This is a genomic window from uncultured Pigmentiphaga sp. (assembly GCF_937950555.1).
GTDB lineage: Bacteria > Pseudomonadota > Gammaproteobacteria > Burkholderiales > Burkholderiaceae_B > Pigmentiphaga.
In genome coordinates, this window is the sequence record NZ_CALFCW010000010.1 from 1 (window position 1) to 23,643 (window position 23,643).

At 64.8% G+C, this 23,643-nt stretch carries 21 protein-coding genes; 17 read left to right on the forward strand and 4 right to left on the reverse strand.

The features are described from left to right. Nucleotide 1 precedes the first annotated feature (1 nt). The 4 genes from tuf to rpsL form a co-directional block, all read right to left on the reverse strand. On the reverse strand, nucleotides 2-1,192 hold the full coding sequence (gene tuf / locus Q0319_RS01155; RefSeq protein WP_299450321.1) for an elongation factor Tu: 1,191 nt from the start codon (nucleotides 1,190-1,192) through the stop codon (nucleotides 2-4). A gap of 58 nt (nucleotides 1,193-1,250) precedes the next feature. After that, nucleotides 1,251-3,353, reverse strand: a complete 2,103-nt coding sequence (fusA, locus tag Q0319_RS01160) for an elongation factor G (protein WP_296464285.1) — start codon at nucleotides 3,351-3,353, stop codon at nucleotides 1,251-1,253. Between the two features lie 78 nt (nucleotides 3,354-3,431). Then, complete coding sequence (gene rpsG, locus Q0319_RS01165) at nucleotides 3,432-3,902, reverse strand: 30S ribosomal protein S7 (protein ID WP_296464282.1); 471 nt, start codon at nucleotides 3,900-3,902, stop codon at nucleotides 3,432-3,434. 160 nt (nucleotides 3,903-4,062) lie between these two features. Then, nucleotides 4,063-4,440, reverse strand: coding sequence for a 30S ribosomal protein S12 (rpsL, locus tag Q0319_RS01170; RefSeq protein ID WP_296464278.1), 378 nt, complete (start codon nucleotides 4,438-4,440; stop codon nucleotides 4,063-4,065). Between the two features lie 726 nt (nucleotides 4,441-5,166). Between rpsL and Q0319_RS01175 the strand changes: the two genes are divergently transcribed. The 17 genes from Q0319_RS01175 (at nucleotide 5,167) to Q0319_RS01255 (ending at nucleotide 23,600) form a co-directional block, all read left to right on the forward strand. Beyond that, a complete protein-coding gene (locus tag Q0319_RS01175) occupies nucleotides 5,167-6,141 on the forward strand; it encodes a tripartite tricarboxylate transporter substrate binding protein (RefSeq protein ID WP_296464275.1) in 975 nt (324 codons plus the stop codon). Nucleotides 6,142-6,169: 28 nt separating this feature from the next. Beyond that, on the forward strand, nucleotides 6,170-7,162 hold the full coding sequence (locus tag Q0319_RS01180; RefSeq protein WP_299450322.1) for an ABC transporter substrate-binding protein: 993 nt from the start codon (nucleotides 6,170-6,172) through the stop codon (nucleotides 7,160-7,162). A 7-nt stretch (nucleotides 7,163-7,169) separates the two neighbouring features. Continuing rightward, nucleotides 7,170-8,033, forward strand: a complete 864-nt coding sequence (locus Q0319_RS01185) for a xanthine dehydrogenase family protein subunit M (protein ID WP_299450324.1) — start codon at nucleotides 7,170-7,172, stop codon at nucleotides 8,031-8,033. Between the two features lie 12 nt (nucleotides 8,034-8,045). Then, complete coding sequence (locus Q0319_RS01190) at nucleotides 8,046-8,552, forward strand: (2Fe-2S)-binding protein (protein ID WP_296464270.1); 507 nt, start codon at nucleotides 8,046-8,048, stop codon at nucleotides 8,550-8,552. Further along, nucleotides 8,542-10,902, forward strand: a complete 2,361-nt coding sequence (locus Q0319_RS01195; protein ID WP_299450326.1) for a xanthine dehydrogenase family protein molybdopterin-binding subunit — start codon at nucleotides 8,542-8,544, stop codon at nucleotides 10,900-10,902. Before Q0319_RS01190 ends, Q0319_RS01195 begins: the two co-directional genes overlap by 11 nt. A gap of 14 nt (nucleotides 10,903-10,916) precedes the next feature. Further along, nucleotides 10,917-11,705 carry an SRPBCC family protein gene (locus Q0319_RS01200; protein WP_296464264.1) on the forward strand — a complete coding sequence of 263 codons (789 nt, stop codon included), beginning with the start codon at nucleotides 10,917-10,919 and terminating at the stop codon, nucleotides 11,703-11,705. A gap of 68 nt (nucleotides 11,706-11,773) precedes the next feature. Then, nucleotides 11,774-12,082: a non-heme iron oxygenase ferredoxin subunit gene (locus Q0319_RS01205; protein ID WP_296464261.1), complete on the forward strand. Its 309-nt coding sequence runs from the start codon at nucleotides 11,774-11,776 to the stop codon at nucleotides 12,080-12,082. Then, entirely contained in the window at nucleotides 12,057-13,343 is a 1,287-nt protein-coding gene (locus Q0319_RS01210; RefSeq protein ID WP_299450328.1) for an FAD-dependent oxidoreductase, read from the forward strand. The genes Q0319_RS01205 and Q0319_RS01210 overlap by 26 nt, the downstream gene beginning before the upstream one ends. Nucleotides 13,344-13,371: 28 nt before the next feature. Then, a complete protein-coding gene (locus tag Q0319_RS01215; RefSeq protein WP_296464256.1) occupies nucleotides 13,372-14,661 on the forward strand; it encodes an aromatic ring-hydroxylating dioxygenase subunit alpha in 1,290 nt (429 codons plus the stop codon). Between the two features lie 26 nt (nucleotides 14,662-14,687). Next, complete coding sequence (locus Q0319_RS01220; protein WP_296464252.1) at nucleotides 14,688-15,209, forward strand: aromatic-ring-hydroxylating dioxygenase subunit beta; 522 nt, start codon at nucleotides 14,688-14,690, stop codon at nucleotides 15,207-15,209. Nucleotides 15,210-15,257: 48 nt separating this feature from the next. Continuing rightward, a complete protein-coding gene (locus Q0319_RS01225) occupies nucleotides 15,258-16,181 on the forward strand; it encodes an amidohydrolase family protein (RefSeq protein WP_296464288.1) in 924 nt (307 codons plus the stop codon). A 176-nt stretch (nucleotides 16,182-16,357) separates the two neighbouring features. Further along, complete coding sequence (locus Q0319_RS01230) at nucleotides 16,358-17,449, forward strand: TRAP transporter substrate-binding protein (protein ID WP_299450331.1); 1,092 nt, start codon at nucleotides 16,358-16,360, stop codon at nucleotides 17,447-17,449. Between the two features lie 25 nt (nucleotides 17,450-17,474). After that, nucleotides 17,475-19,904 (forward strand): xanthine dehydrogenase family protein molybdopterin-binding subunit, encoded by a 2,430-nt coding sequence (locus tag Q0319_RS01235; RefSeq protein ID WP_296464244.1) that lies wholly within the window; start codon nucleotides 17,475-17,477, stop codon nucleotides 19,902-19,904. After that, on the forward strand, nucleotides 19,901-20,737 hold the full coding sequence (locus tag Q0319_RS01240) for an FAD binding domain-containing protein (RefSeq protein ID WP_296464241.1): 837 nt from the start codon (nucleotides 19,901-19,903) through the stop codon (nucleotides 20,735-20,737). The genes Q0319_RS01235 and Q0319_RS01240 overlap by 4 nt, the downstream gene beginning before the upstream one ends. Beyond that, on the forward strand, nucleotides 20,734-21,912 hold the full coding sequence (locus Q0319_RS01245) for a 2Fe-2S iron-sulfur cluster-binding protein (RefSeq protein ID WP_296464238.1): 1,179 nt from the start codon (nucleotides 20,734-20,736) through the stop codon (nucleotides 21,910-21,912). Before Q0319_RS01240 ends, Q0319_RS01245 begins: the two co-directional genes overlap by 4 nt. An 82-nt stretch (nucleotides 21,913-21,994) precedes the next feature. After that, nucleotides 21,995-22,747, forward strand: a complete 753-nt coding sequence (locus tag Q0319_RS01250) for an Asp/Glu racemase (protein WP_296464236.1) — start codon at nucleotides 21,995-21,997, stop codon at nucleotides 22,745-22,747. 25 nt (nucleotides 22,748-22,772) lie between these two features. Then, nucleotides 22,773-23,600, forward strand: a complete 828-nt coding sequence (locus Q0319_RS01255; RefSeq protein WP_296464234.1) for an alpha/beta hydrolase — start codon at nucleotides 22,773-22,775, stop codon at nucleotides 23,598-23,600. Nucleotides 23,601-23,643: the final 43 nt, after the last annotated feature.

Sequence of the window (23,643 nt, forward strand, 5' to 3'; positions counted from 1 at the left end):
ATTAGGCGATGATCTTGGCGACCACGCCAGCGCCGACGGTACGGCCACCTTCGCGGATGGCAAAGCGCAGGCCCTCTTCCATGGCGATCGGCGCCAGCAGCTTGACCGTGATCGACACGTTGTCGCCAGGCAGCACCATCTCCTTGTCCTTGGGCAGCTCGATCGTACCCGTCACGTCCGTCGTACGGAAGTAGAACTGCGGACGATACCCGTTGAAGAACGGCGTATGCCGGCCGCCCTCTTCCTTCGACAGCACGTACACCTCGGCCGTGAACTCCGTGTGCGGCGTGATCGAACCCGGCTTGGCCAGAACCTGGCCACGCTCGACTTCCTCACGCTTGGTGCCGCGCAGCAGCACACCCACGTTGTCGCCCGCCTGCCCTTGGTCCAGCAGCTTGCGGAACATCTCCACGCCCGTGCACGTCGTCTTGGCCGTCTCGCGGATACCCACGATCTCGATTTCGTCGCCAACCTTGATCACGCCGCGCTCGACCCGGCCCGTCACCACCGTGCCGCGACCCGAGATCGAGAACACGTCTTCCACCGGCATCAGGAACGCACCATCGACCGCCCGCTCAGGCGTCGGAATGTACGTATCCAGCGCCTCGGCCAGCTTCAGGATCGCCTGCTCGCCCAGCTCGCCCTTGTCGCCTTCCAGCGCCAGGCGGGCCGAACCCTTGATGATCGGCGTGTCGTCCCCCGGGAAGTCGTACTTGCTCAGCAACTCCCGGACTTCCATTTCCACCAGCTCCAGCAGCTCGGCGTCGTCCACCAGGTCCGCCTTGTTCAGGAACACGATGATGTACGGAACACCCACCTGGCGCGACAGCAGAATGTGCTCGCGCGTCTGCGGCATCGGGCCGTCAGCCGCCGACACCACCAGGATCGCGCCGTCCATCTGCGCCGCACCCGTGATCATGTTCTTCACGTAGTCAGCGTGGCCCGGGCAGTCCACGTGCGCATAGTGACGGCTCTCCGTCTCGTACTCCACGTGCGCCGTGTTGATCGTAATGCCCCGCGCCTTCTCTTCCGGCGCCGCATCAATCTGGTCGTACGCCTTGGCTTCGCCGCCGAACTTCGTCGACAGAACCGTCGTGATCGCCGCCGTCAACGTCGTCTTGCCGTGGTCAACGTGACCGATCGTGCCCACGTTCACGTGCGGCTTGGTACGCTCAAACTTGCCTTTTGCCATGTTCTCTCTTCCTGCAGTTACCTGGAGGTTTAACGAATACTCTGCCCTAGCGCCCTAATTACTTGGCGCGGGCGCTGATGATTGCGTCGGCGACGTTCTTCGGCGCTTCCGCGTAGTGCTTGAACTCCATCGTGTACGTGGCGCGGCCCTGGGTCGCGGAACGCAGCGCGGTGGAGTAACCGAACATCTCGGCCAGCGGAACTTCGGCCTTGATGATCTTGCCGCCGCCAATCATGTCCTCCATGCCCTGGACCATGCCACGCCGCGAGGACAAGTCGCCCATCACGGTACCGGCATATTCTTCCGGCGTCTCGACTTCCACGGCCATCATGGGCTCGAGCAGCACGGGGTTGGCCTTGCGCATGCCTTCCTTGAAGGCCATCGAGGCAGCCATCTTGAACGCGTTTTCGTTCGAGTCCACGTCGTGGTACGAACCGAAGAACAGCGTGACCTTGACGTCCACCACGGGGTAGCCGGCCATCACGCCAGACTGCAGGGTCTCGATACAACCCTTCTCCACCGCGGGGATGAACTCGCGAGGCACCACGCCGCCCTTGATGGCGTCGACGAACTGGAAGCCGCCACCGGGTTCCAGCGGCTCGATCTTGAGCACGACGTGACCGTATTGGCCGCGGCCGCCCGACTGCTTGACGAACTTGCCTTCGGACTCTTCGCAAACCTTGCGGATGGTTTCGCGGTAGGCGACCTGGGGCTTGCCCACGTTGGCCTCGACGCCGAACTCGCGCTTCATGCGGTCGACGATGATCTCGAGGTGCAGCTCGCCCATGCCGGAGATGATGGTCTGGCCGGACTCTTCGTCGGTATGGACGCGGAACGACGGATCTTCGGCGGCCAGGCGGTTCAGCGCGATGGCCATCTTTTCCTGGTCGGCCTTGGTCTTGGGTTCGACGGCCTGCGCGATCACGGGCTCGGGGAACTCCATCTTCTCCAAGGTCACGACGGCTTCGGGATCGCACAGGGTTTCGCCCGTGGTCACTTCCTTCAGGCCCACGGCGGCAGCGATGTCGCCCGCGCGGACTTCCTTGATCTCCTCGCGCTGGTTGGCGTGCATCTGCAGCAGGCGGCCAATGCGCTCTTTCTTGCCCTTGATCGAGTTGTAGACGGTGTCGCCCGAGCTCAGCACGCCCGAATACACGCGGATGAAGGTCAACTGGCCGACGAACGGGTCGGTCATCAGCTTGAACGCCAGCGCGGAGAACTTCTCGGCGTCATCGGCCTTGCGGGACACCGGCTGGTCATTGGCGTCGGTGCCTTCGACCGGCGGAATGTCGACCGGCGAGGGCAGGTAGTCGATGACGGCGTCGAGCATGGCCTGCACGCCCTTGTTCTTGAACGCGGAACCGCACAGCATCGGCTGGATCTCGCCGGCGATGGTGCGCTGGCGCAGCGCCGCCTTGATCTCGGCCTCGGTCAGCTCGCCCGTTTCCAGGTATTTGTCCATCAGCTCTTCGGACGACTCGGCAGCCGCCTCGACGAGCTTCTCGCGCCACTCGTTGCAGGTGTCGACCAGCTCGGCCGGAATGTCGGCGTATTCGAACTTCGTGCCTTGGCTGGCCTCATCCCACAGGATGGCCTTCATCTTGACGAGGTCGACCACGCCCTTGAAGGAGTCCTCGGCGCCGATGGGCACTTGCAGCGGCACGGGGTTGGCCTTCAGGCGCAGGCGCATCTGCTCGTACACCTTGAAGAAGTTCGCGCCGGTGCGGTCCATCTTGTTGACGAAGGCGAGGCGCGGAACCTTGTACTTGTTGGCCTGGCGCCAGACGGTTTCCGACTGGGGCTGCACGCCACCCACGGCGCAGTACACCATGCACGCGCCGTCGAGCACGCGCATGGAACGCTCGACTTCGATGGTGAAGTCCACGTGCCCCGGGGTGTCGATGATGTTGAAGCGATGCTCGGGATAGTTACCCGCCATGCCCCGCCAGAAGCAGGTGGTGGCAGCCGAGGTGATCGTGATGCCGCGTTCCTGTTCCTGCTCCATCCAGTCCATCGTGGCAGCGCCATCGTGCACTTCGCCGAGCTTGTGGTTGACGCCCGTATAGAACAGGATACGTTCGGTAGTGGTGGTCTTCCCTGCGTCGATGTGCGCAGAGATGCCGATGTTGCGGTAGCGCTCGATCGGGGTCTTGCGGGCCATGATCGGATTTCCTTGGTGACTGGGCTGTCGGCCCGCGACGATCGGCCGCGGGCCACTGAAAAACAAAAGGTGCTGTGCTTACCAGCGGAAGTGGCTGAACGCCTTGTTGGCCTCGGCCATCTTGTGGGTGTCGTCGCGCTTCTTGACCGCGCCGCCGCGACCTTCCGCGGCATCCATCAATTCGCCCGCCAGGCGCAGGTCCATGGACTTCTCGCCACGCTTCTTGGCTGCCTCGCGGATCCAACGCATAGCCAGGGCCAGGCGGCGCACGGGGCGCACTTCAACCGGCACTTGGTAGTTGGCGCCGCCCACGCGGCGGCTCTTGACCTCGACGATGGGCTTGACGTTGCCGATCGCCTGACCGAACACCTCGAGGGGGTCTTTGCCGGTCTTGGCCTGGATTTGTTCGAGGGCGCCATAAACGATGCGCTCTGCAACGGCCTTCTTGCCGGAGAGCATGACGACGTTCATGAATTTGGCGAGTTCCACGCTGCCGAACTTCGGATCGGGCAGGATTTCACGCTTGGGTACTTCGCGACGACGAGGCATTTCTACTTCCTATCTCTTCAGTTGAACCGCGAGCTTTGCCCGGCGGCCGTGGCCAGTCTAGAGAGCTTGCGCCCTGACGGGCCCCTTACTCGTGCCTGTCCTGCACACCAGGACGCGGCGACGGGACGGTATTGCTGTTATTGCTCGAAAACCTGACGCATCAAGCCTTCTTGGGGCGCTTGGCGCCGTACTTCGAACGCGCCTGCTTGCGATCCTTCACGCCTTGCAGGTCGAGCGCGCCGCGAACGATGTGGTAACGCACACCCGGGAGGTCCTTGACCCGGCCGCCGCGCACGAGCACGACCGAGTGCTCTTGCAGGTTGTGGCCCTCACCGCCGATGTACGAAATCACTTCGTAACCGTTGGTCAGGCGCACCTTGGCGACTTTCCGCAGAGCCGAGTTCGGCTTCTTGGGGGTGGTGGTGTACACGCGGGTGCAAACGCCGCGACGCTGCGGGCTGCTTTCAAGAGCAGGCGACTTGCTCTTGGCGCGAGTGGATTCGCGCGGCTTGCGCACGAGTTGGCTAATAGTTGGCATAAGCCCTCTTCCGTAACCTTCTAGGGTCTTTGGGTTTGGTCTGCGGCCTACGTCACAAGGCCCAGACACCTACAACAGCCGCCCGACACGACCTCGCGCAGGAAGCCGCCGCCGGGAAACCCGGAAGAGGAACATGCACGGGCCGCACGATCGTGCGGCATGAAAACCTGCTGGGGAGGAACGCCGCGACGCGGCTCTTGAGAAAGGCAGAAGCTTGAAAGAGACATCCGTGCACTTTGCCGAATGCTGCAGTTCTGCGCATCAAAGAACGCGCGGCCCGGGCGAGCCGACTCCAGAGAGCTTGCCATAATAGCTCGCATCGAGCCAGGATGTCAACGCATCCTTTGCGCCAGATTCCAGCGGGACCGCTCCCTTCCTTCCCTCTTCTTATATATAGGAAGCGTCCCCGACGGCGCCGTCGCCCAAGGTCGCCCAGGCGCAGGGGCAAGACGGACACGCGGCCGGAACGGACGACTAAACACCAAGGCCGCTCCGGGCGACATTGGCCCGGAAATTGCACTGCTGAAGACTGCACGCCCACGGTCGCACCGGAAGGGAAATCCTCGGACCGGATTTTAGGTGATTCCCCCAATGAGCGACCGGAAAAATGATCAGTATAGTGCATATATTAATCAGCCTACTGAGCATTTTGGTGCGTTGCGGCACACATTGAGTGCGCCGATTTCATCAACCTTGACCCAAGCGAGTCCAATTATGGTGAGCAAAATGTTCGTCCGTCTGCTGTACGTGCTGGTCCTGGTCGCCACCCCGCTCATGGGCCGGGCTGCCGAAATCAAGCCGGCACCCACCTTCCCCATCAAGCCCGTCGAAATCATCGTGCCTTACGCCGTGGGCGGCGGCGTCGATATGCTGGCCCGGCTCATCGCCGACCAGCTCGGCAAGCTGGGCCAACCCGTCATCGTCGACAACAAGCCCGGGGCAGGCAGCACGGTAGGCACCCGCATCGTCGCGGGCAAACCCAAGGACGGACATTCGCTGTTGATGATGAACGACGCCTACTCCCTGGCGCCGGCCATCTACAAGAACCTCGGCTACGACCCCAAGAAGGACTTGGAGGCCGTCATCAACGTGGCCTACGCCCCCATGCTCGTGGTCGTGCCGGCCAATTCCCGGTTCAAGACCTTCGCCGACATCGTGAACGAAGGGCGCAAGAGCGGCGCCAAGCTCTCTTACGGCTCCTGCGGCGCCGGCACCGACCCGCACCTGGCCGGCGAAATGATGAACATGGAATTCAAGATGCAGAACGTGCACGTGCCCTACAAGGGCTGCGGCCCGGCGATCGTCGACGTGATCGGCGGCCAGGTCGACCTTGGGGTCGTCACCATCTCCGGCGCCTTGTCGCACATCGCGGCGGGCAAGCTCCGCGCGCTGGCCATCACCTCGGCCGAGCGCTCGAAAGCCGTCCCCGATGTGCCGACCATCGCGGAGAGCGGCGCCCCCGGCTTTCACCTCAGCCAATGGCAAGGCATGGCCGTCCCGGCAGGCACGCCCGAGAACGTCAAGCAGGACGTCTACAAAACGATCTCCGCGATCATGCAGACCCCGGCCATGACCAAGCGCCTGGAGGACCTCGGGTACACCACGGCGAACGAAGGGCCCGCGGCGTTCCAGAAAATCGTCAACGACGATATCGACCGCTTCGCGGCGCTGGCCAAGAAGATTGGCCTGACTGCAGATTGACGACGCATCCCACCAAGAGGAAATCCCGATGAGCAAATTGAATCTCAGCCTTTCCGTCGGCAACTACGACCGCACCCAGGCACTGTTCGATGGCCGGGTGAGCATCGAAGGCTGTAACGTGCGCGCTGTGCCCCTGGAGCCCGAGGAAGCCTTCCATCGCGCCTTCCGTTACGAAGAATTCGACGTGACGGAAATATCCATGAGCAGCCACATGATGACTACCGCGCGTGGCGACAACAAATACATCGGGATCCCGGCGTTTCTGTCGCGGGTGTTCCGGCACTCCGGCATCTACATCCGGACCGATCGCGGCATCAAGAGTCCCGAAGACCTGCGCGGCAAGACCATAGGCGTGCCCGAGTACCAGATCACCGCCAACGTCTGGATACGCGGCATCCTGGAGGACGAATACGGCGTCAAGCCGACTGAGATCCATTGGCGGCGTGGCGGCATCGAAGAGCCCGGCCGCGGCGAACGTGCTCCCATATCGCTCGATCCCGCCATCGACCTGCAACAGATCCCGGACGACAAGACCTTGTCCGACATGCTCGAATCCGGCGAGATCGACGCATACATCGGCGCGAGGGCGCCGTCCTGCTTCCTGCGGGGCGCACCCAACGTGGGCCGGCTGTTCGACAACTACCTTGAGGTCGAAAAAGACTACTTCCGCCGCACCCGCATCTTCCCCATCATGCACATGGTGGGCATACGCAAATCACTGGTCGAGGAGAACCCGTGGCTACCGGTGAGCGTGTACAAGGCTTTCCTCGAGGCCAAGCGGCTGGCGGTCAAGGAGCTGAACGAAATCTGCCACCTTGCGGTCACGCTGCCGTGGATGGTCCACCATCACAACGAAGCCAAGGCCCTCATGGGAGACGACTATTGGCCTTACGGGCTGGAGGCAAACCGGCACGTCATCGAGACCTTCGCCCGCTACCACCATTCCCAGGGCCTCTCGGTGCGGCTGGTGAAGCCGGAAGAGCTGTTCGCGCCGTCCTCCCTGGACTTGTCCAAGATCTGACGTCGCCATGAAAGCGCCGGACGTCGATTACGTCGCTCCCCGCAGCCTCGAAGAGGCGCTGCGATGCCTCGCGCATACCGAGAATGCGCGCGTACTCGCCGGGGGGCAGTCTCTCATGGCGATGCTCAACATGCGCTTCGCCTTCCCGGATTGCCTGGTAGACATCAATCGCATTCCGGGCCTGGCCTACATCGAAGACGACGGGCAAACCGTTCGCATAGGCGCCATGACGCGACAGCGGGAGGTCGAATTCTCGGACCTCATTCGCTCCCGCTTGCCCATTCTGCACGAGGCGGTACTGAACGTGGGGCATCGCCAGACGCGTAACCGCGGGACGGTGGGTGGCAGCCTGTGCCAGCTCGACCCATCGGCCGAGATCCCGACCATTGCGATGGCGCTCGACGCGCAAATCCATATCGACAGCGTGCGCGGGCGCCGGACGCTGTCGATGGCGGAGTTCCCGGCCGATTACATGACGCCGGCATTAGAGCCGGACGAAATGGTGACTGGCGTGTCGCTGCAGCCCTGGGACGCCGGCCACGGCTGGTCCTTCCTGGAGTTCTCCAGGCGGCATGGCGACTTCGCCATCGCCTCCGCGGCCGTGCTCATGCAGTTCGAGGGCGACGGACGGGTCGGGAGATGCGCGATCACGCTCGGCGGGGTGGCATCCGCCCCGGTTCGCGTAGCCCGTGCCGAAGCCGCGCTGCTCGGGACCCGCGCCGAGGATGCGGACATCGATGCGGCCGCCGCCCTATGCGCGGAAGTCGAAGCAGCCTCCGATGCCTACGTGCCGGGCTGGTACCGGCAGCGCCTGGCACGGGGATTGGTGGGCCGGGCCGTACGGCAGGCGCGTTCGCGTGCAATCAGATAGGAAAACCTTGCTATGACGCACGACCCGAAAGCCAGGACGATCCGCATGACGGTCAACGGCAAGCCATGCGAAGGCAAGGCATCGCCGCGGGTGCACCTGGCCGACTTCCTGCGCAACGAACTCAAGCTGACCGGCACGCACGTGGGATGCGAACACGGCGTCTGCGGCGCGTGCACCGTGCTGGTGGACGGCATTTCGGCCCGCAGCTGCCTGATGCTGGCCGTGCAGGGGGAAGGCTGCGACATTACCACCGTCGAGGGACTCGCCCCCGACGAAGACATGCTGCATCCGCTACAGCAGGCCTTCCACGAACATCATGCCTTGCAATGCGGCTATTGCACCCCTGGCATACTGATGTCGTTGACCGAGCTGTTACACAGCAATCCCGACCCGGACGAAGCCGCGGTGCGGGACGTGCTGTCCGGCCACCTGTGCCGCTGCACGGGGTACCAGAACATCGTGGCGGCAGCGCTGCATGCCGCCCGGATCATGCGGGAGCGAAGCCATCATGCACGCTGACCTCCAAATCAACGCCAAGCCCGGCATGGGAGAGAGCTCGCCCCGGCTCGAAGACGATGCCCTGCTGCGCGGACAGGCCTGCTTTCTCGACGACGTCCGGATACCCGATGCGCTGCACGCCTGCTTCGTCCGCAGCCCCCATGCCCATGCCCGGCTGCTCGCCATCGACGCGCAGGAGGCCCGCCGCATGCCGGGCGTGGTGGCGGTCTATACCCGCCGCGACCTGTTCGGCCACATCACTTCCTGGCGCATGCCGCTCGGCTTTCCGCTGGCCGCCTTGCCCGACAACACGACGCCGTTCGCGCTCGCCGGGGACGAAGTCGCCTTCGTGGGCGAAGCCTATGCCGTCGTGGTGGCGCGGAGCCGGCATGAGGCCGAAGACGCGGCTGCGGCCGTGCAGGCGGAATTCGAAGTATTGGAAGCGGTCGCGGACTGCCGCGACGCCGTGCGCGAGGGCGCGCCGCCGGTACGCACCGAGCTGGCCAGCAATGTGCTGCAGGACTACACGCTCGCCTACGGCGATTGCGACGCCGCCTTCGCCTCGGCCGACATCGTGATCGAAGACGAGTTCTGGATGCACCGCGGCTGCGGACACCCCATGGAAGGACGCGGCGTGGCGGCGATGCTCGATCCGGCGACGGGAACGCTGACGGTGTGGTCGTCCACCCAGATGGCGCACGAGCTGCACTACACCATCGCCCACATGCTAGACCAGCCGGAGGACAAGCTGCGCGTCATCACGCCGGACGTGGGAGGCGGCTTCGGCGCCAAGTTCATGATTTATCCGGAGGAAATCGTCATCCCCGCCGTGGCCCGGGCACTCGGGCGCCCCGTCAAATGGGTGGAAGACCGCCGGGAGAATTTCCTCACCACGATCCAGGAGCGAGACCAGTACTGGCGCGTCTCGGTGGCCGCCGACCGCGAAGGCAGGCTGCTCGCCATCCGTGGGAATTTCATCCACGACCATGGCGCATACACGCCGCAAGGCACCAACGTTCCCTATAACGCAGCATCGTCCATGACCGGTCCTTATACGGTCCCGGCCTTCTCGCTGCGGGTCCAGGTCGCCCATACGAACAAGGTGCCGGTCGCGACCATCCGTGGCGCGGGCTATCCCCAGGCCGCCTTCGCCATGGAGCGCATGATGGACAAGCTGGCGGCTACCCTGGGAATAGACCGGCTGGAATGCCGCCGCCGCAATTTCATCACGCCGGAGAAGATCCCTTACACCAAGCCTCTCAAGTCCCGCGCCGGCGTGCCCCTGGTGATAGACAGCGGCGACTTTCCAGCCCTGCAGCGACGTGCGGCCGAGGCCATCGACTATGACGGCTTCGAAGCGCGCCGGCAGCAATCGGCGCAAGCGGGATTATTGCGCGGCATCGCCATCGCCAACAGCGTCAAGCCGACCGGGCGCGGCCCCTACGAGACGGCCCGGGTCAAGATTCATCCGTCCGGCCGCATCATGGTCCACACCGGCGCACTGGCCATGGGGCAAGGCATCAAGACCACCCTCGCGCAGTTGTGCGCAGCCCAGCTTGGCGTAGACCCACGCGCCGTCGAAGTGGTGGCCGGCGACACGGCCCACGTCGGCTACGGCATGGGCGGCTTTGCCAGCCGCCAGGCCATGATGGCCGGCTCGGCGGTGTCGATGGCCGCTGCCCGCGTGCGAGAAAAGGCGCTAACCGTGGCCGCAGCCATCCTCAAGACGGACGCCGAACACCTGACGCTGCGCGACGGGGAAGTGATCGGGCCAGAACCTGACCAACGGGTGTCGCTCGGCCGCCTTGCCATGCTGCTCAAGGGCGTGCCGGGCTACGCACTGCCCATTGCCAGCGAACCCGGGCTGGACGAAACTGTGCATTTCCACTGCGATGCCCAGGCGTACGCAGGCTCCTCGCACGCCTGCGAGGTAGAGGTCGATCCGTTGACAGGGGCGGTGCGCATTCTTCGCTATGTCGCCGTGCAAGACAGCGGGAATTTGATCAATCCGCAGCTGGCGCACGGACAAGTCCATGGCGGCGTGGTGCATGGCATCGGCAACGCCTTGTTCGAATGGATGGGCTACGACGCCAATGCCCAGCCGCTGACCACGACCTGCGCCGAATACTTGCTGCCCACGGCGCCCGAGGTCCCGAACATCGAAGTCATTTTCCAGCCCTCTCCGACCGCGTTGAATCCGCTCGGGGCAAAGGGCATAGGCGAATGTGCGACGGTTGCGGTGGCCGCTGCGGTCATCGGTGCGGTCGAAGATGCGCTGCGCGATCGCGGCGTCCGGCTCACGGAATTTCCGCTGACGCCCGTCCGGCTGGCCGAACTCATCGACCCACCCGCGCAAGCGCTTTCTTCCTAAATCTTGGATGCCCCATGGAATTCACGAACCAATTTCACGTGCCGCTCCCCGTGGAAGACGCCTGGAAGCTCATGTTGGATATTCCGCGCGTCTTGCCTTGCCTGCCCGGCGCCCGGCTGAAGGAACAGGTGGGTGAGAACAAGTACCTGGGATCGATCACCGTCAGGCTCGGCCCGATCAAGCTGAGCTTTGACGGCCACGCCGAACTACTGCGGAAGGACGACGACCGCCATGTCGCCTGGCTGCGCGGCTCGGGATTGGATCCCAAGGGGCGCGGCTCGGCACAGTCGGAGTTCAGCTTTGCATTGGCACCGGCGCCTGCCGGCGGCACCGACGTCACCGTCACGACGCAGCTCCAGCTATCCGGTGCAGTCGCGCAATACGGTCGGGGCAGCGGCATGATCGCGGAAGTCGCGGCGCACATCCTCAAACAGTTCGAGCAGAACCTGGCGGCTTCCCTGCACGGCCAGCAGCCGCACGCCGCTGCCGTGCCAGCCCGCCCCGCGGAGGGCGCTGCGCAGCCCGTGCCATCCGCGCCACAAGCGGAGCAAACGCCTCCAACGGCGCCCACGGCAACGCCGACGGCCACGCCCGAAGCACAAGCCTTGCTATTGCAGGCCCAGGCCGTATTGGCACAAGCACAGGCCGTGCTCGCCGCCGCCCAGCAGTCCCTGCATCGGGACGGACATCCCGCGGCACGGCCCGCCGCCCCGGCACCGGAACTGAACATGCTGGGCATCGGTGCCAAAGCATTTTGGTCGCAGCTCAAACACGCCGTAGGAGGACGCTTCAGCCGCCGCTAGCTCGCTCGAGTAGATCGCCGCGGAACGCGGCGCAAGACAAGCTCAGCATACTGACAATGGAGTGCACGATGAATTGGACCCGTATCGCCACGGTAGGCGAAGTCGGTGATGACGAAGGATTGGCCATCAAACTCGAGGGCCGGGACCTGGCCCTGTTCCGCAGCAACGGGGAGTTTTTCGTGACCGACAACATTTGCACGCACCAATACGCCTTGTTGACCGACGGGTACGTCGAGGACGGCTGTGTAGAGTGTCCGCTGCACCAGGCGCTGTTCGACCTGCGCACTGGCGAGGCGAAATGCGCGCCGGCCACGCAGCCGATCAAGGTCTATCCGGTGAAGGTGGAAGACGATGGCATCTACGTTTCCCTCGGATGACCATGCGGCGCCCATCGTGATCGTCGGCGCCGGGCAGGCCGGCGGCATGGCGGCGCGTTGCCTGCGCGAGGTGGGCTACCGCGGCGCGGTGATCATAGTCGGTGACGAAGCACATCTGCCCTACGAACGCCCGCCGCTGTCCAAAGCCGTGCTCGCCGATGAACAAGTGCCTGACGTCTCCTTGATGCCGGCATCGTTCTACGCCGAACACGGCATCGACCTGAAAACCGGCACCCGGGCGATTCGGCTGGACGCCGACCGTCGCCAGGTGGAGCTCGAGGACGGAGCCATCCTTTCATTTTCCTCGTGCCTGCTCGCGACGGGGGGCCGCGCGCGACAGCTTCCCCTCTGCGCCGGGGCGGCCGCCGCCGTGCACACGCTGCGCACGCTGGACGATGCGCTGCGCCTGCGCGAGGCCATGCGCACGGCAAACAGCGTGCTCATCATCGGGGGCGGTTTTCTTGGCCTGGAAATCGCCTCCACCGCGCGCATGCGCGGGCTCGAAGCCATGCTCGTAGAACAGGCACCGCAGCTGCTCGAGCGGGCGCTTCCCCCCCTGTTGTCACGGTGGCTGGGCGAGCGGGCCGCGGCGCACGGCGTGCAGTTGCACCTGAATGCCTCGCTCGCCTCGTTGTCGGAAGATGCGGGCGGCGTGCGCGCCGTGCTCGGCGACGGCGCGACGCTTCGAGCCGACCTGGCCGTGGTCGCCGTTGGGCTGGCCCCCGAAGTCACGCTCGCGCGCGAGGCAGGCCTTCGCATCGACGCGCACAACGGCGGCATCGTCGTGGATGCGCATTGCCGGACCAGCGCCGCGTCCGTATTTGCGGCGGGCGACTGCACCAGCAGACCGCACGCCGCCACCGGCGCGCTAGTGCGACTCGAATCCTGGCAGAACGCCAACGAACAGGCCCGCATCGCGGCCGCGGCGATGCTGGGCATCGACACGGCGCCGGCGGCGACCCCTTGGTTCTGGACGGACCAGTTCGGCTGCAACGTCCAGATGCTCGGGCACCGTGATCCGGCGCTCGACTATTACGTCCGCGGCACGCTGCCTTCCGGATGCGAATCCGGCAAGGCGCTGCTGTTCGGCGTCCGCGAAGGCCGCCTCGAACACGTCGTCGCCATCAATGCCGGCGGCGACCTGCGGGCTTTCCGCGACGCCGTCGATCAACCCCTCGCCTGCGCCCCCCAGGCGCTGTGCGATCCCGACGCACCAGCCAAGCAGCTCGCGCGCCTGGCCCTCGGGCGGGCGCGCACTTAGATCCACGCGATCGACAGGAAGAAGCATCATGTACAAGAACCAGGAAGTCCTCGATTACACAGTCAGCAGCAAGGACGCCCCGGCCGACCAATACACCTGGCCGAAAGAGGGCGACTATGTGATTCCCGACTGGGTCTACACCAGTCAATCCGTCTACGACCGGGAAGTCGAAAGGATCTTCAAGGGCAAGACGTGGAACTTCGTCGCCCTGGAGGCGGAGATTCCGTCTCCTGGCGACTACAAGCGTTCGTACGTCGGCCCGATTCCCGTCGTGGTCACGCGCGCCGAAGATGGCAGCATCCACGTGTTCGAGAACCGGTGCGCCCACCGGGGAGCGGAATTCTGCCGCACGCCCATGGGCAACGCACGCGAATTCGTCTGCCCCTATCACCAGTGGTCGTACGACCTCAAGGGCAATCTGCAGGGAATCCCGTTCAAGCGGGGCGTCAACAAGCAGGGCGGCATGCCGCGCGACTTCCGCAACGAAGACCACGGGCTGCTCAAGCTGCGTGTCACCACGCGCCACGGCGTGGTGTTCGCTTCGTACTCGTCCGAAGTCGAGCCGATCGAAGAGTATTTGACGCCTGAAATCCTGAAAGACTTCGACGTGGTGTTCCCGGGCAAGCCGCTCAAGATCCTCGGCTATTACAAGAACGAGCTGCCCTGCAACTGGAAGATGTACCACGAGAACCTGAAGGACCCATACCACGCCACCCTGCTCCATTCGTTCCTCGTGGTGTTCGGCCTGCTCGTGGCGGGCAACGAATCGGCCATGATCGCCGACCCGGTGCATTACCGGCACGGGACGATGGCCTCGGCCAAGAAAGACGACAAGTACGCGTCGGTAAGCCCGGAAACGAAAAAGGAAATGCGTTCGTTCCACGACGGCCTGCGATTGCTGGACGATCGTTTCCTCGACTTCGTCAAGGAGTTCGACTCGCCCTGGTCGGTCACCATGCAGACCATATGGCCCAACCTCGTCGTCCAGCGCGAGATGAACACCCTTGGCGTGCGCCACATCGTGCCGAACGGCCCGCACAGCTTGCTCATGATTTGGACGATGTTCGGGTATGAGGACGACACCCCCGAGATGGTCCGTCACCGGCTGCGCCAGGGGAATTTGATGGGCCCTGCGGGCTTCCTCGGCCTCGAGGACAACGAAGCCATGAAGTTCGTGCAAGAGGGCGTGCGCCGCAGTAGCACCGACCTGAACATCGTCAAACTCGACGCCGACAACATCGGGACGTCGAACTCGCTCATTTCCGAGGCCGCGATCCGGGGTATGTACCGCTACTACCGGAGCGTAATGGGATTCTGATGGACGAGCCCCCCATGGACACCGCAATGACTACGCTGCAAATCAACGGATACGTTCCCTCCCGGCTAGATCCGCGGCGTGCCGCCGAGCTTCGCCCCGAGGTCGAGCACTTCAACATTGAGTACTGCGCCGTGCTGGACAGCGGCCAGGTCGAAGACTGGCCGCGCTTCTTCACGGAGGACTGCATCTACCGCATCACCGCGCGCGAGAACGCCCAGCTCGGCCTGCCGGTCGGCCTGGTCTACGCCGAGGGGCGCATGATGTTGCAAGACCGGGCCGTCGCCATCGCACGCACGCAGATGTTCGCGCCCCGCACCATGGTGCACATCCTCGGCCCGGCGCGCGTCCTGGCCGAAGAAGGCACCGACATCCTGGCCCAATGCAACTTCATCCTGCTGCAAACCCTGGTGGAAGGGCCGACCACCCTGCACCTGGCCGGCACCTATTACGACCGGCTGCGGCGGACCGCCGAAGGATTGCTCCTGCAAGAACGACAGGTGATTTACGAATCGTCGATCATCGCCAACGACCTGGTCTACCCCGTATAGGAGAGTGAAGTGAAGACCTTCAGCAAGATTGCGCTCGAAGAGCATTTCATGATGCCCGGCTTCGAGGCTTATTCGAAACGCTTCCTCTCCCACATTGAGCCATCGGCGCAGCGGGAACTCGCGCAGCGCCTCGCCGACTTCGACGCCCTGCGCCTGGAAGAAATGGACCGCGCAGGCATCGAGCTCGTCGTGCTGTCGCAGTCGGGGCCAGCCGTCCAGGCCGAGCCCGACGTCGAAAAGGCCATCGGGCTTGCCAAGGACAACAATGATTTCCTCGCCGAACGCATCGCCCGGCGGCCCGATCGCTATGCGGGCTTCGCCATGCTGCCCATGCAGGACCCCCAGGCGGCAGCGCGCGAGCTCCAGCGCTGCGTGAAAGAGCTGGGCTTCAAGGGCTCGCTGGTCAACGGCCACACCCTCGGCCGCTACTACGACGGGCGCGAATACGACGACTTCTGGGCGTGCATGCAGGAGCTGGACGTACCGATGTACCTGCATCCCATCGACGCGTGGCGCCCGCTGCATGCGCTGAGCGATTTCCCCGTGCTGCAAGGCGCCAGTTGGGGCTGGACCGTGGAAACGGCCAGCCATGCCTTGCGGCTACTCTTCGGCGGAGTGTTCGACCGCTTTCCGCGCCTGAAGATCATCCTGGGCCACATGGGAGAAGGGCTGCCCTTCCAACGCTGGCGCTTCGACAGCCGCTTTGCTGCATATCCCTTCGGCGTCACCCTGCAGCGCAAGCCTTCGGAATACATCGGCACCAACATCGTCATCACGACCTCGGGCGTCTGCTCGCACCCCGCGCTGCTCGGGGCGGTGGGGGAAATGGGCGTGGAGGCAGTCATGTTCTCGGTCGACTATCCCTACGAATCGACTGAGCTCGCCGCCCAGTTCATCGATAGCGCACCGCTTGAGCCGGCCCAACTGGAGGCCATCTGCCGCGGCAATGCGGCAAGGCTGCTCAAGCTATGAGCGGACGCATGGCCACCACCAAAAACAAGGCTCGCCCGATTCGTGCCAATCCCCATTGACACTCGAGTTTTCCTCAGTATGCTGAGTAAAAAATTCAGCACACTTCGTTTTTCGTAGCGTCACGTAGCAAGCACAGTCAGCAACACCGTTCCTACCCGACAGACCAGGAGCTTCACATGCAACGACGCCGCTTTCTCGCTCAAGCCGCTGGGGCAGCCGCCGCCAGCGTGGCCGCGCCTGCCATCGCGCAAAGCAATCCCACGGTGAAATGGCGCATGTCCACCAGCTGGCCGCGCAGCCTGGACACCATCTTCGGATCCGCCGAAGAGTTATGCAAGCGCGTAGCCCAGCTCACCGACGGCAAATTCGAGATCCGCCCCTTCCCCGGCGGCGAGCTCGTTCCCGTACCGCAGAACATGGATGCCGTCAGCAACGGCACGGTCGAGTGCAATCACGTGCTCAGCACCGCGTACATCGGCAAGAATACTGCGCTGACGTTCGACACCGGCCTGTCGTTCGGCCTGAACGCCCGCCAGCACAACGCCTGGGTCCAGTACGGCGGCGGCCTGAAGATGCTGCGCGAGCTCTACGCCAAGTACAACATCGTCAACTTCGTCTGCGGCAACGTTGGCGTGCAAATGGGTGGCTGGTACCGCAAGGAGATCAAGTCCGTCGCCGACCTCAAAGGGATGAGCATGCGCATCGGCGGCATCGGCGGCATGGTGCTCTCCAAGTTGGGGGTGGTGCCGCAGCAGATCCCGCCCGGAGACATCTATCCCGCGCTGGAGAAAGGCACCATCGACGCGGCCGAGTGGATCGGTCCGTATGACGACGAAAAACTGGGCTTCCACAAGGTCGCGCCCTATTACTACTCGCCCGGTTGGTTCGAGGGCAGCGCCTCGATCACCACCATGGTGAACGAAAAGGCATGGCGCTCGCTGCCGCCCACCTACCAAGCAGCCTTCGAGTGCGCATGCAATGAGCAGACCATGAAAATGCTGGCCCACTACGATGCCCGCAACCCGGAAGCGCTGCGCAAGCTTATTGCCGGCGGCGCGAAACTGGGTTATTTCCCTAGGGAAGTCATGGACGCCGTCTACAAGGCTTCGCAAGAGCTGTGGGTCGAGCTGTCCGACAAGAACCCCGATTTCAAGGCTATCTATCCGGCCTGGAAGAAATTCCAGGAAGAAGAGGCCAGCTGGTTCCGGGTTGCCGAGAGTGCGCTCGACAACTACACCTTCGCTGCGGTCACGCGCAGTTCGCGGTAACCGAACCTAAAGTAGGAGCAAGGAGATGACAGAGCACGCGTGCACGGCCTCTTCCGCCCGCCAGGGCGTGGGGGCGCGGGTGCCGCGCAAGGAAGACGCGCGGCACCTGCACGGCAAGGGTAACTTCGTCGCCGACATGGCCATGCCGGGCTTGAGAGAAGTCGCATTTCTCCGCAGTCCGGTCGCGCACGCGCGCATCGCCGACGTGCGCGTGCCCGAATCGGCGCGGGATTGCGTGGTGTTGCGCCACATGATGGCCGATGCCGCGGACATCGCGGCGGACTCCACGCTGCCCACGTACCAGCCATCCACGCAACCCCCGCTGGCGAGCGGCAAGGTCCGCTTCGTCGGCGAACCCGTTGCCATGGCGTTCGCCCCTACTCGGGCCGAGGCGGAAGACATCGCTGAACTGGTCGAGGTCGATTATGACGAACTGCCAGTCTACGCCGACACCGACAGCGCCCAGCGCGCCACGGGAAACTTCGTCCATGAGCACTGGCGCGACAACGTATTCGTCACATTGAAGGCGGACCGGGATTTCGAGGAAAACGCCGCCCGGGCCGACCTCGTCGTGCACCGCCGGATCGACTTGGCGCGCCAATGCATGGTGCCCATGGAAGGCAAGGCGGTGCTGGCCTACTGGGACCATCGCGCCGACCAGCTGGTCGTGGTTAGCGCCACCCAGGTGCCACACATGATACGCAGCGTCCTCGCCCAGTGCCTGGGGCTGGAGCAGGCCCAGGTGCGAGTCATCTCGCCCGACGTGGGAGGCGCCTTCGGCTACAAGTGCGTGCTCCAGCAGGAAGAGCTGTGCGTCGCGTGGCTCGCCAAGGCCTACAAGCAGCCATTCCGCTATATCGAGGACAGGCGCGAGCACCTCACTGCCGGCGCCAACTCGCGCGAGCACCATTACGACATGACGGCCTACGTCGACCGCCGGGGCAAATTGCTTGCCCTGGACGCACGCATCACCATCGACGGTGGCGCCTATTCGGTGTGGCCGTTCACCATCGGGCTGGAACCCGGCCAGGCGATCGGCAACCTGCCCGGCCCCTACAACTTCCGGGGCTACCGGTGCGAAACCAAGTGCGTCGCCACCAACAAGCCAGGCTTCGTGCCCTACCGGGGCGTCGCGCGCACGGGCGTGTGCTTTGCCATCGAGCTAACCATGGATGCCATTGCCCGCGCCGTCGGCCGTGAACCCTGGGAAGTACGGCTCGAAAACCTGGTCACGCCCGATCAGATGCCTTACGTCAACGTCACGAACAAGCACTTCGACAGCGGCGACTATCCGGCCAGCCTGCGCAAGGCGCTGGAAATGATCAACGTGGAGGCGGTCCGGGCGCGGCAGGCCGCCGGCGAACCGGATGGCCGGCTCATCGGCGTGGGCGTCGCCACCTATACGGAGCAGGCCGCGCACGGCACGTCCGTATTCGCGGCCTGGGGCACGCCCATCATTCCGGGTTTCGACCAAGCCACCGTACGCGTCACGCCAGACGGGGGCCTGGAAATACGCGTGGGCGTGCATTCGCACGGCCAGGGGATGGAAACCACCTTTGCCCAGATCGCGCACGAAATCCTGGGCATCGATATCGCCCACATCAAGGTACTGCATGGCGACACTGGGCAGACGCCGTTCTCCACCGGCACCTACGCGTCGCGCTCGTTGGTCATGTCGGGCGGCGCGGTGTCGCAGGCCTGCAAGCGCCTGTTGCCGCGCATCCGGCACATCGCGGCCCATATGCTGGGCGGGGCGCCGGAGGAAATCTCGCCCGAAGGCGCCGGTTTTCGCGCCGGGGAACGCATCGTCACGGTACGCGACGTGGCTGACGCCTGGTACCTGCGGCCGCAGCTGCTGCCCGCCGACGTGGACCCCGCTGGGCTGGAAGTCACCGTCGGCTACAAACCCGCCGTGGACACTGGCTGTTTCACCTATGCCAGCCACGCAGCCGTCGTGGCCGTCGATCCGCAGACCGGCGCGGTCGAGATCCTGGACTACGTCGTGGTGGAAGACTGCGGCACCATGATCAATCCCATGGTCGTGGAAGGCCAGACCATAGGCGGGATTGCACAAGGCATAGGCACTGCGCTGTACGAGGAAACGCCTTACGACGAAAGCGGACAACCGCTGGCCTCTACGCTCGCGGACTACATCTTGCCAGGGGCGACCGAAGTGCCCAGGATCCGCGTGCACCATTTCGAGACGCCGTCGCCCCACACTGAGTTCGGGGCCAAAGGCATGGGAGAAGGAGGGGCCATCGCGCCGCCTGCCGTCCTGTTCAACGCCGTCAATGATGCGTTGCGCGCAGTGGGTGCGGCCGAGCTGACGCGCACGCCGATGAGCCCGATACGCGTGCTGCAGGCCATTGAAGCCGGCGCCGCGTCGGATCGGGCGCAAGCGGCCCCCCAACCTGCGCCTGCGGGCAACCTTGCGCATGCGGAGGCCACGACATGAAGGCCGCAGCATTCGCCTACCACCGCGCCGCCACGGTCGAAGAAGCGCTGGCGCTGCTGAAAGAGCATGGGGGCCGGGCCAAACTCATGGCTGGTGGACAATCACTGGGGCCGATGCTGAACCTGCGCCTCGCCCGGCCGCCGGTCGTCGTCGACATCTCCGCCATCCAGGACCTGCGCCAAGTACGCGAGGAAGGCGATACGCTCTCGATCGGGGCCGGCATCACGCATGCAGAGATCGAGGACGGCCGCCACGCCCCGCTCCGGGGCACGGCCATGCAACGCGTCGCGGGCGGCATCGCTTACCGCGCCGTGCGCAACCGCGGGACCGTAGGGGGGAGCCTGGCCCATGCCGATCCGGCTGCCGATTGGGTGCTTGCCATGACGGCGCTGGGTGCCGAGATCGAAATCGCGGGCAGTACCGGCAAGCGGCGCGTCGCGATCGAAGACTTCATGCAAGGCGCCTACACCACTGTCGTCGGCGATACCGAGCTAATCACAGGCATACGCGTTCCGCGCGGCGGGCACGCCGCGCGCTGGGGCTACTACAAGTTCTGCCGCAAGCCCGGCGAGTTCGCCGACGCCAGCTGCGCCGCCTGGTTCGACCCAGCCACGCGCACGGCGCGCATCGCCATCGGCGCGCTCGATGGGGCACCGCGGCTCCTATCCACCCTGGCCGCCGAGGTCGCTGCAAAAGGGGCGGCCGCGGCAACTGCGTCGGCCATCGCCGCCGCGGTCGAGGACGCCATGCCAGACAAGGACGGACCTCATCGCAAGCTTCACACGGCGGCGGTCACACGCTGCCTGGCACAGGTTTTGGGGGATCGAGCATGACCGTGGTAGAAGTCGCGTTGCAAGTCAACGGCAAGCCTGTCTCGCACAAGGTGCCTGCACGAACGCACTTGGGCGATTTTCTGCGAGACCACGTGCGCCTGACCGGTACCCACCTCGGATGCGAGCATGGCGTATGCGGTGCCTGCACCGTCCTGATCGACGGCCAGCCCGCGCGCTCGTGCATTACTTTTGCGGCGGCATGTTCGGGACGGCACGTCACCACCATCGAGGGCTATGACGGCGATCCCGTCATGGAGCGCCTGCGCGCCGCCTTCACCCGCCACCATGCGCTGCAATGCGGGTATTGCACGCCGGGCATGCTAGCCACCGCCCGGGACATCGTGCTGCGCCTGCCCGACGCCGACGAATCGAGAGTACGCCTCGAACTGTCCGGCAACCTGTGCCGCTGCACCGGCTACATGGGCATCGTGGGCGCGGTAATGTCGGTGCTGGAGGATCTGCGCACGCAGCCCGATCCCGCGGTCCAAGCGCTGCGCGCAGCCGGGGGGGCGGCATTGCCCGCGACGCCCCCGCAGCCCACAGCATTCCAAGCTTTCGCTCCCGCGCAGTCCGCCGCCGCACCGCAGGCCGCGGCTTCCGAGCCCCCCGCCCGGAGCGCCGCCGGCAAGGCGAACGCCATCCAGGAAAGCTTCGAGGTTCCCTTCCCCGCCGACAAAGTCTGGGAGTTCATGGTCGACCTGCCTGCGGTCGCGGCCTGCCTGCCCGGCGCCACGATCGAGTCTCAGGAGGGCGACCGCGTCAAAGGCAAGGTGGCCATCAAGTTCGGCCCCATGTCGGCTGCCTTCAACGGATCCGCCCGCCTCGAGCGCGACGATGCGGCCAAGCGCGCGGTATTCCGCGGAGCCGGCCAGGACACCCTCAGCCAGTCCAGGGCAACGGGCGACATCGCCTACCGCGTGGAGCCCGCTGGCACGGGCTCGCGCGTACACGTCGAACTCCAGTACTCCCTGCAGGGCCCGCTCGCCCAGTTCTCCCGATCGGGATTGGTGCAGGACTTCGTCCGCCGGATGATCGCGGAGTTCGGGCGCAATGTATCGGCCCGGCTCGCCGCTCCATCGGACGGCGCCCCCATGCCGCAGGCCAAGCTCAGCCCGGCCGCGATGTTCTTCGACGTGCTGTGGGGCCGGATCAAGCGCTGGTTCAAGGGAGGCTGAGCGGCCGGGAGGTCACGGACACAACCTAGGATCCGCGCCGACCCTGGCGCCGAACCCTCTACCGACATCAAGGAAATCCGTCATGTTCAAGACTTATCGCATCGGCCAAATCGTGCCGAGCTCCAACACCACGATGGAAACCGAGATCCCGGCGATGCTGACGGCGCGCCAGCAGATCCGCCCTGAACGCTTCACCTTCCATTCGAGCCGCATGCGCATGAAGCACGTGGTCAAGGAAGAGCTCGCGGCCATGGATGCCGAGTCGGATCGCTGCGCGATCGAACTGAGCGACGCCAGGGTAGACGTGCTGGGCTATGCCTGCCTGGTCGCGATCATGGCCATGGGCCACGGCTACCACCGCCAGTCCGAAGAACGGCTCAAGCGCCACACCGCGGCCAACGGCGGGGACGCACCGGTCATCACCAGCGCCGGCGCGCTGATCAACGGGTTGGACGTCATAGGCGCCAAGCGAATCGCCGTCGTCGCGCCCTACATGAAGCCGCTTACCGAATTGGTCGTGGACTACATACGCAATGAAGGATTCGAGGTGGCGGACTATCGCGCGCTGGAAATCCCGGACAACCTAGAAGTCGGCCGCCACGACCCGGAAAAGCTGCCCGCCATCGTGGCGAGCATGGACACCCGCAACGTCGATGCCATCGTGCTGTCGGCCTGCGTGCAAATGCCCTCGCTGCCCGTGGTGGCCAAGGTCGAGGCACAGACCGGCAAGCCGGTCGTCACAGCGGCCATCGCCACCACCTACGCCATGCTCAAGGCGCTGAACCTGGAACCCATCGTTCCAGGCGCCGGCACCTTGCTGTCGGGCGCCTACTGAACATAACACTGCGACGAGCGAGCTCATGGGAGAAACCACTTTCCTCTACGGCGCCAATATCCGCGCCAACGGCATCCGCCAGCACTACCTGCGCTATGGCGGCACCTCGGGCGATCGCGCATCGCGCGACCCAATCATCATCGTCCCGGGCATCACCAGCCCTGCCGTGACATGGGGCTTTGTCGGCGAACGTCTCGGCCGGCATTTCGATACTTACATCATCGACGTGCGCGGCCGCGGCCTGTCGTCGGCCGAACCGGGCATGGACTACAGCCTCGACGCCCAGGCGCGCGACCTCATTGCGTTCGCGCAAGCACTGGACCTCCAACGCGTCAGCGTCCTGGGGCACTCCATGGGCGCGCGCATCGGCCTACGCGCCGCACGTCTCGGCATGCCGGCCATGGCGCGCCTCGTGGCCGTCGATCCTCCGGTCTCCGGCCCCGGGCGCCGCCCCTATCCCGCCAAGCTCGAATGGTACACAGAGTCCATGAAGTCGGCGCGGGCCGGAATGGACTGGACCGAAATGAAGCAGTACTGCCCCACTTGGTCGGAAGAACACCTGCGCCTGCGGGCGGAGTGGCTCCATACCTGCGACGAGACCGCGGTGCTGGCCAGCTTTGAGGGGTTCCACACGGATGACATTCATGCCGACCTGCCGCATATCCGCCAGCCCGTATTGCTCATGACCGCAGAGCGGGGGGGCGTCGTCGAAGACGCCGACGTCGAGGAATTCGGCCGGCTGCTGGGTTCGATGCAGACAGTGCGCGTCCGCGATGCGGGCCACATGATTCCCTGGGACAACGAGGAAGGTTTTTACGAGGCGCTTGGCTCTTTCCTGGGCGCCGCCGTATGAACCCGCCGTCCCCTCCGATCACCTTCTAGACAGGACACATCCC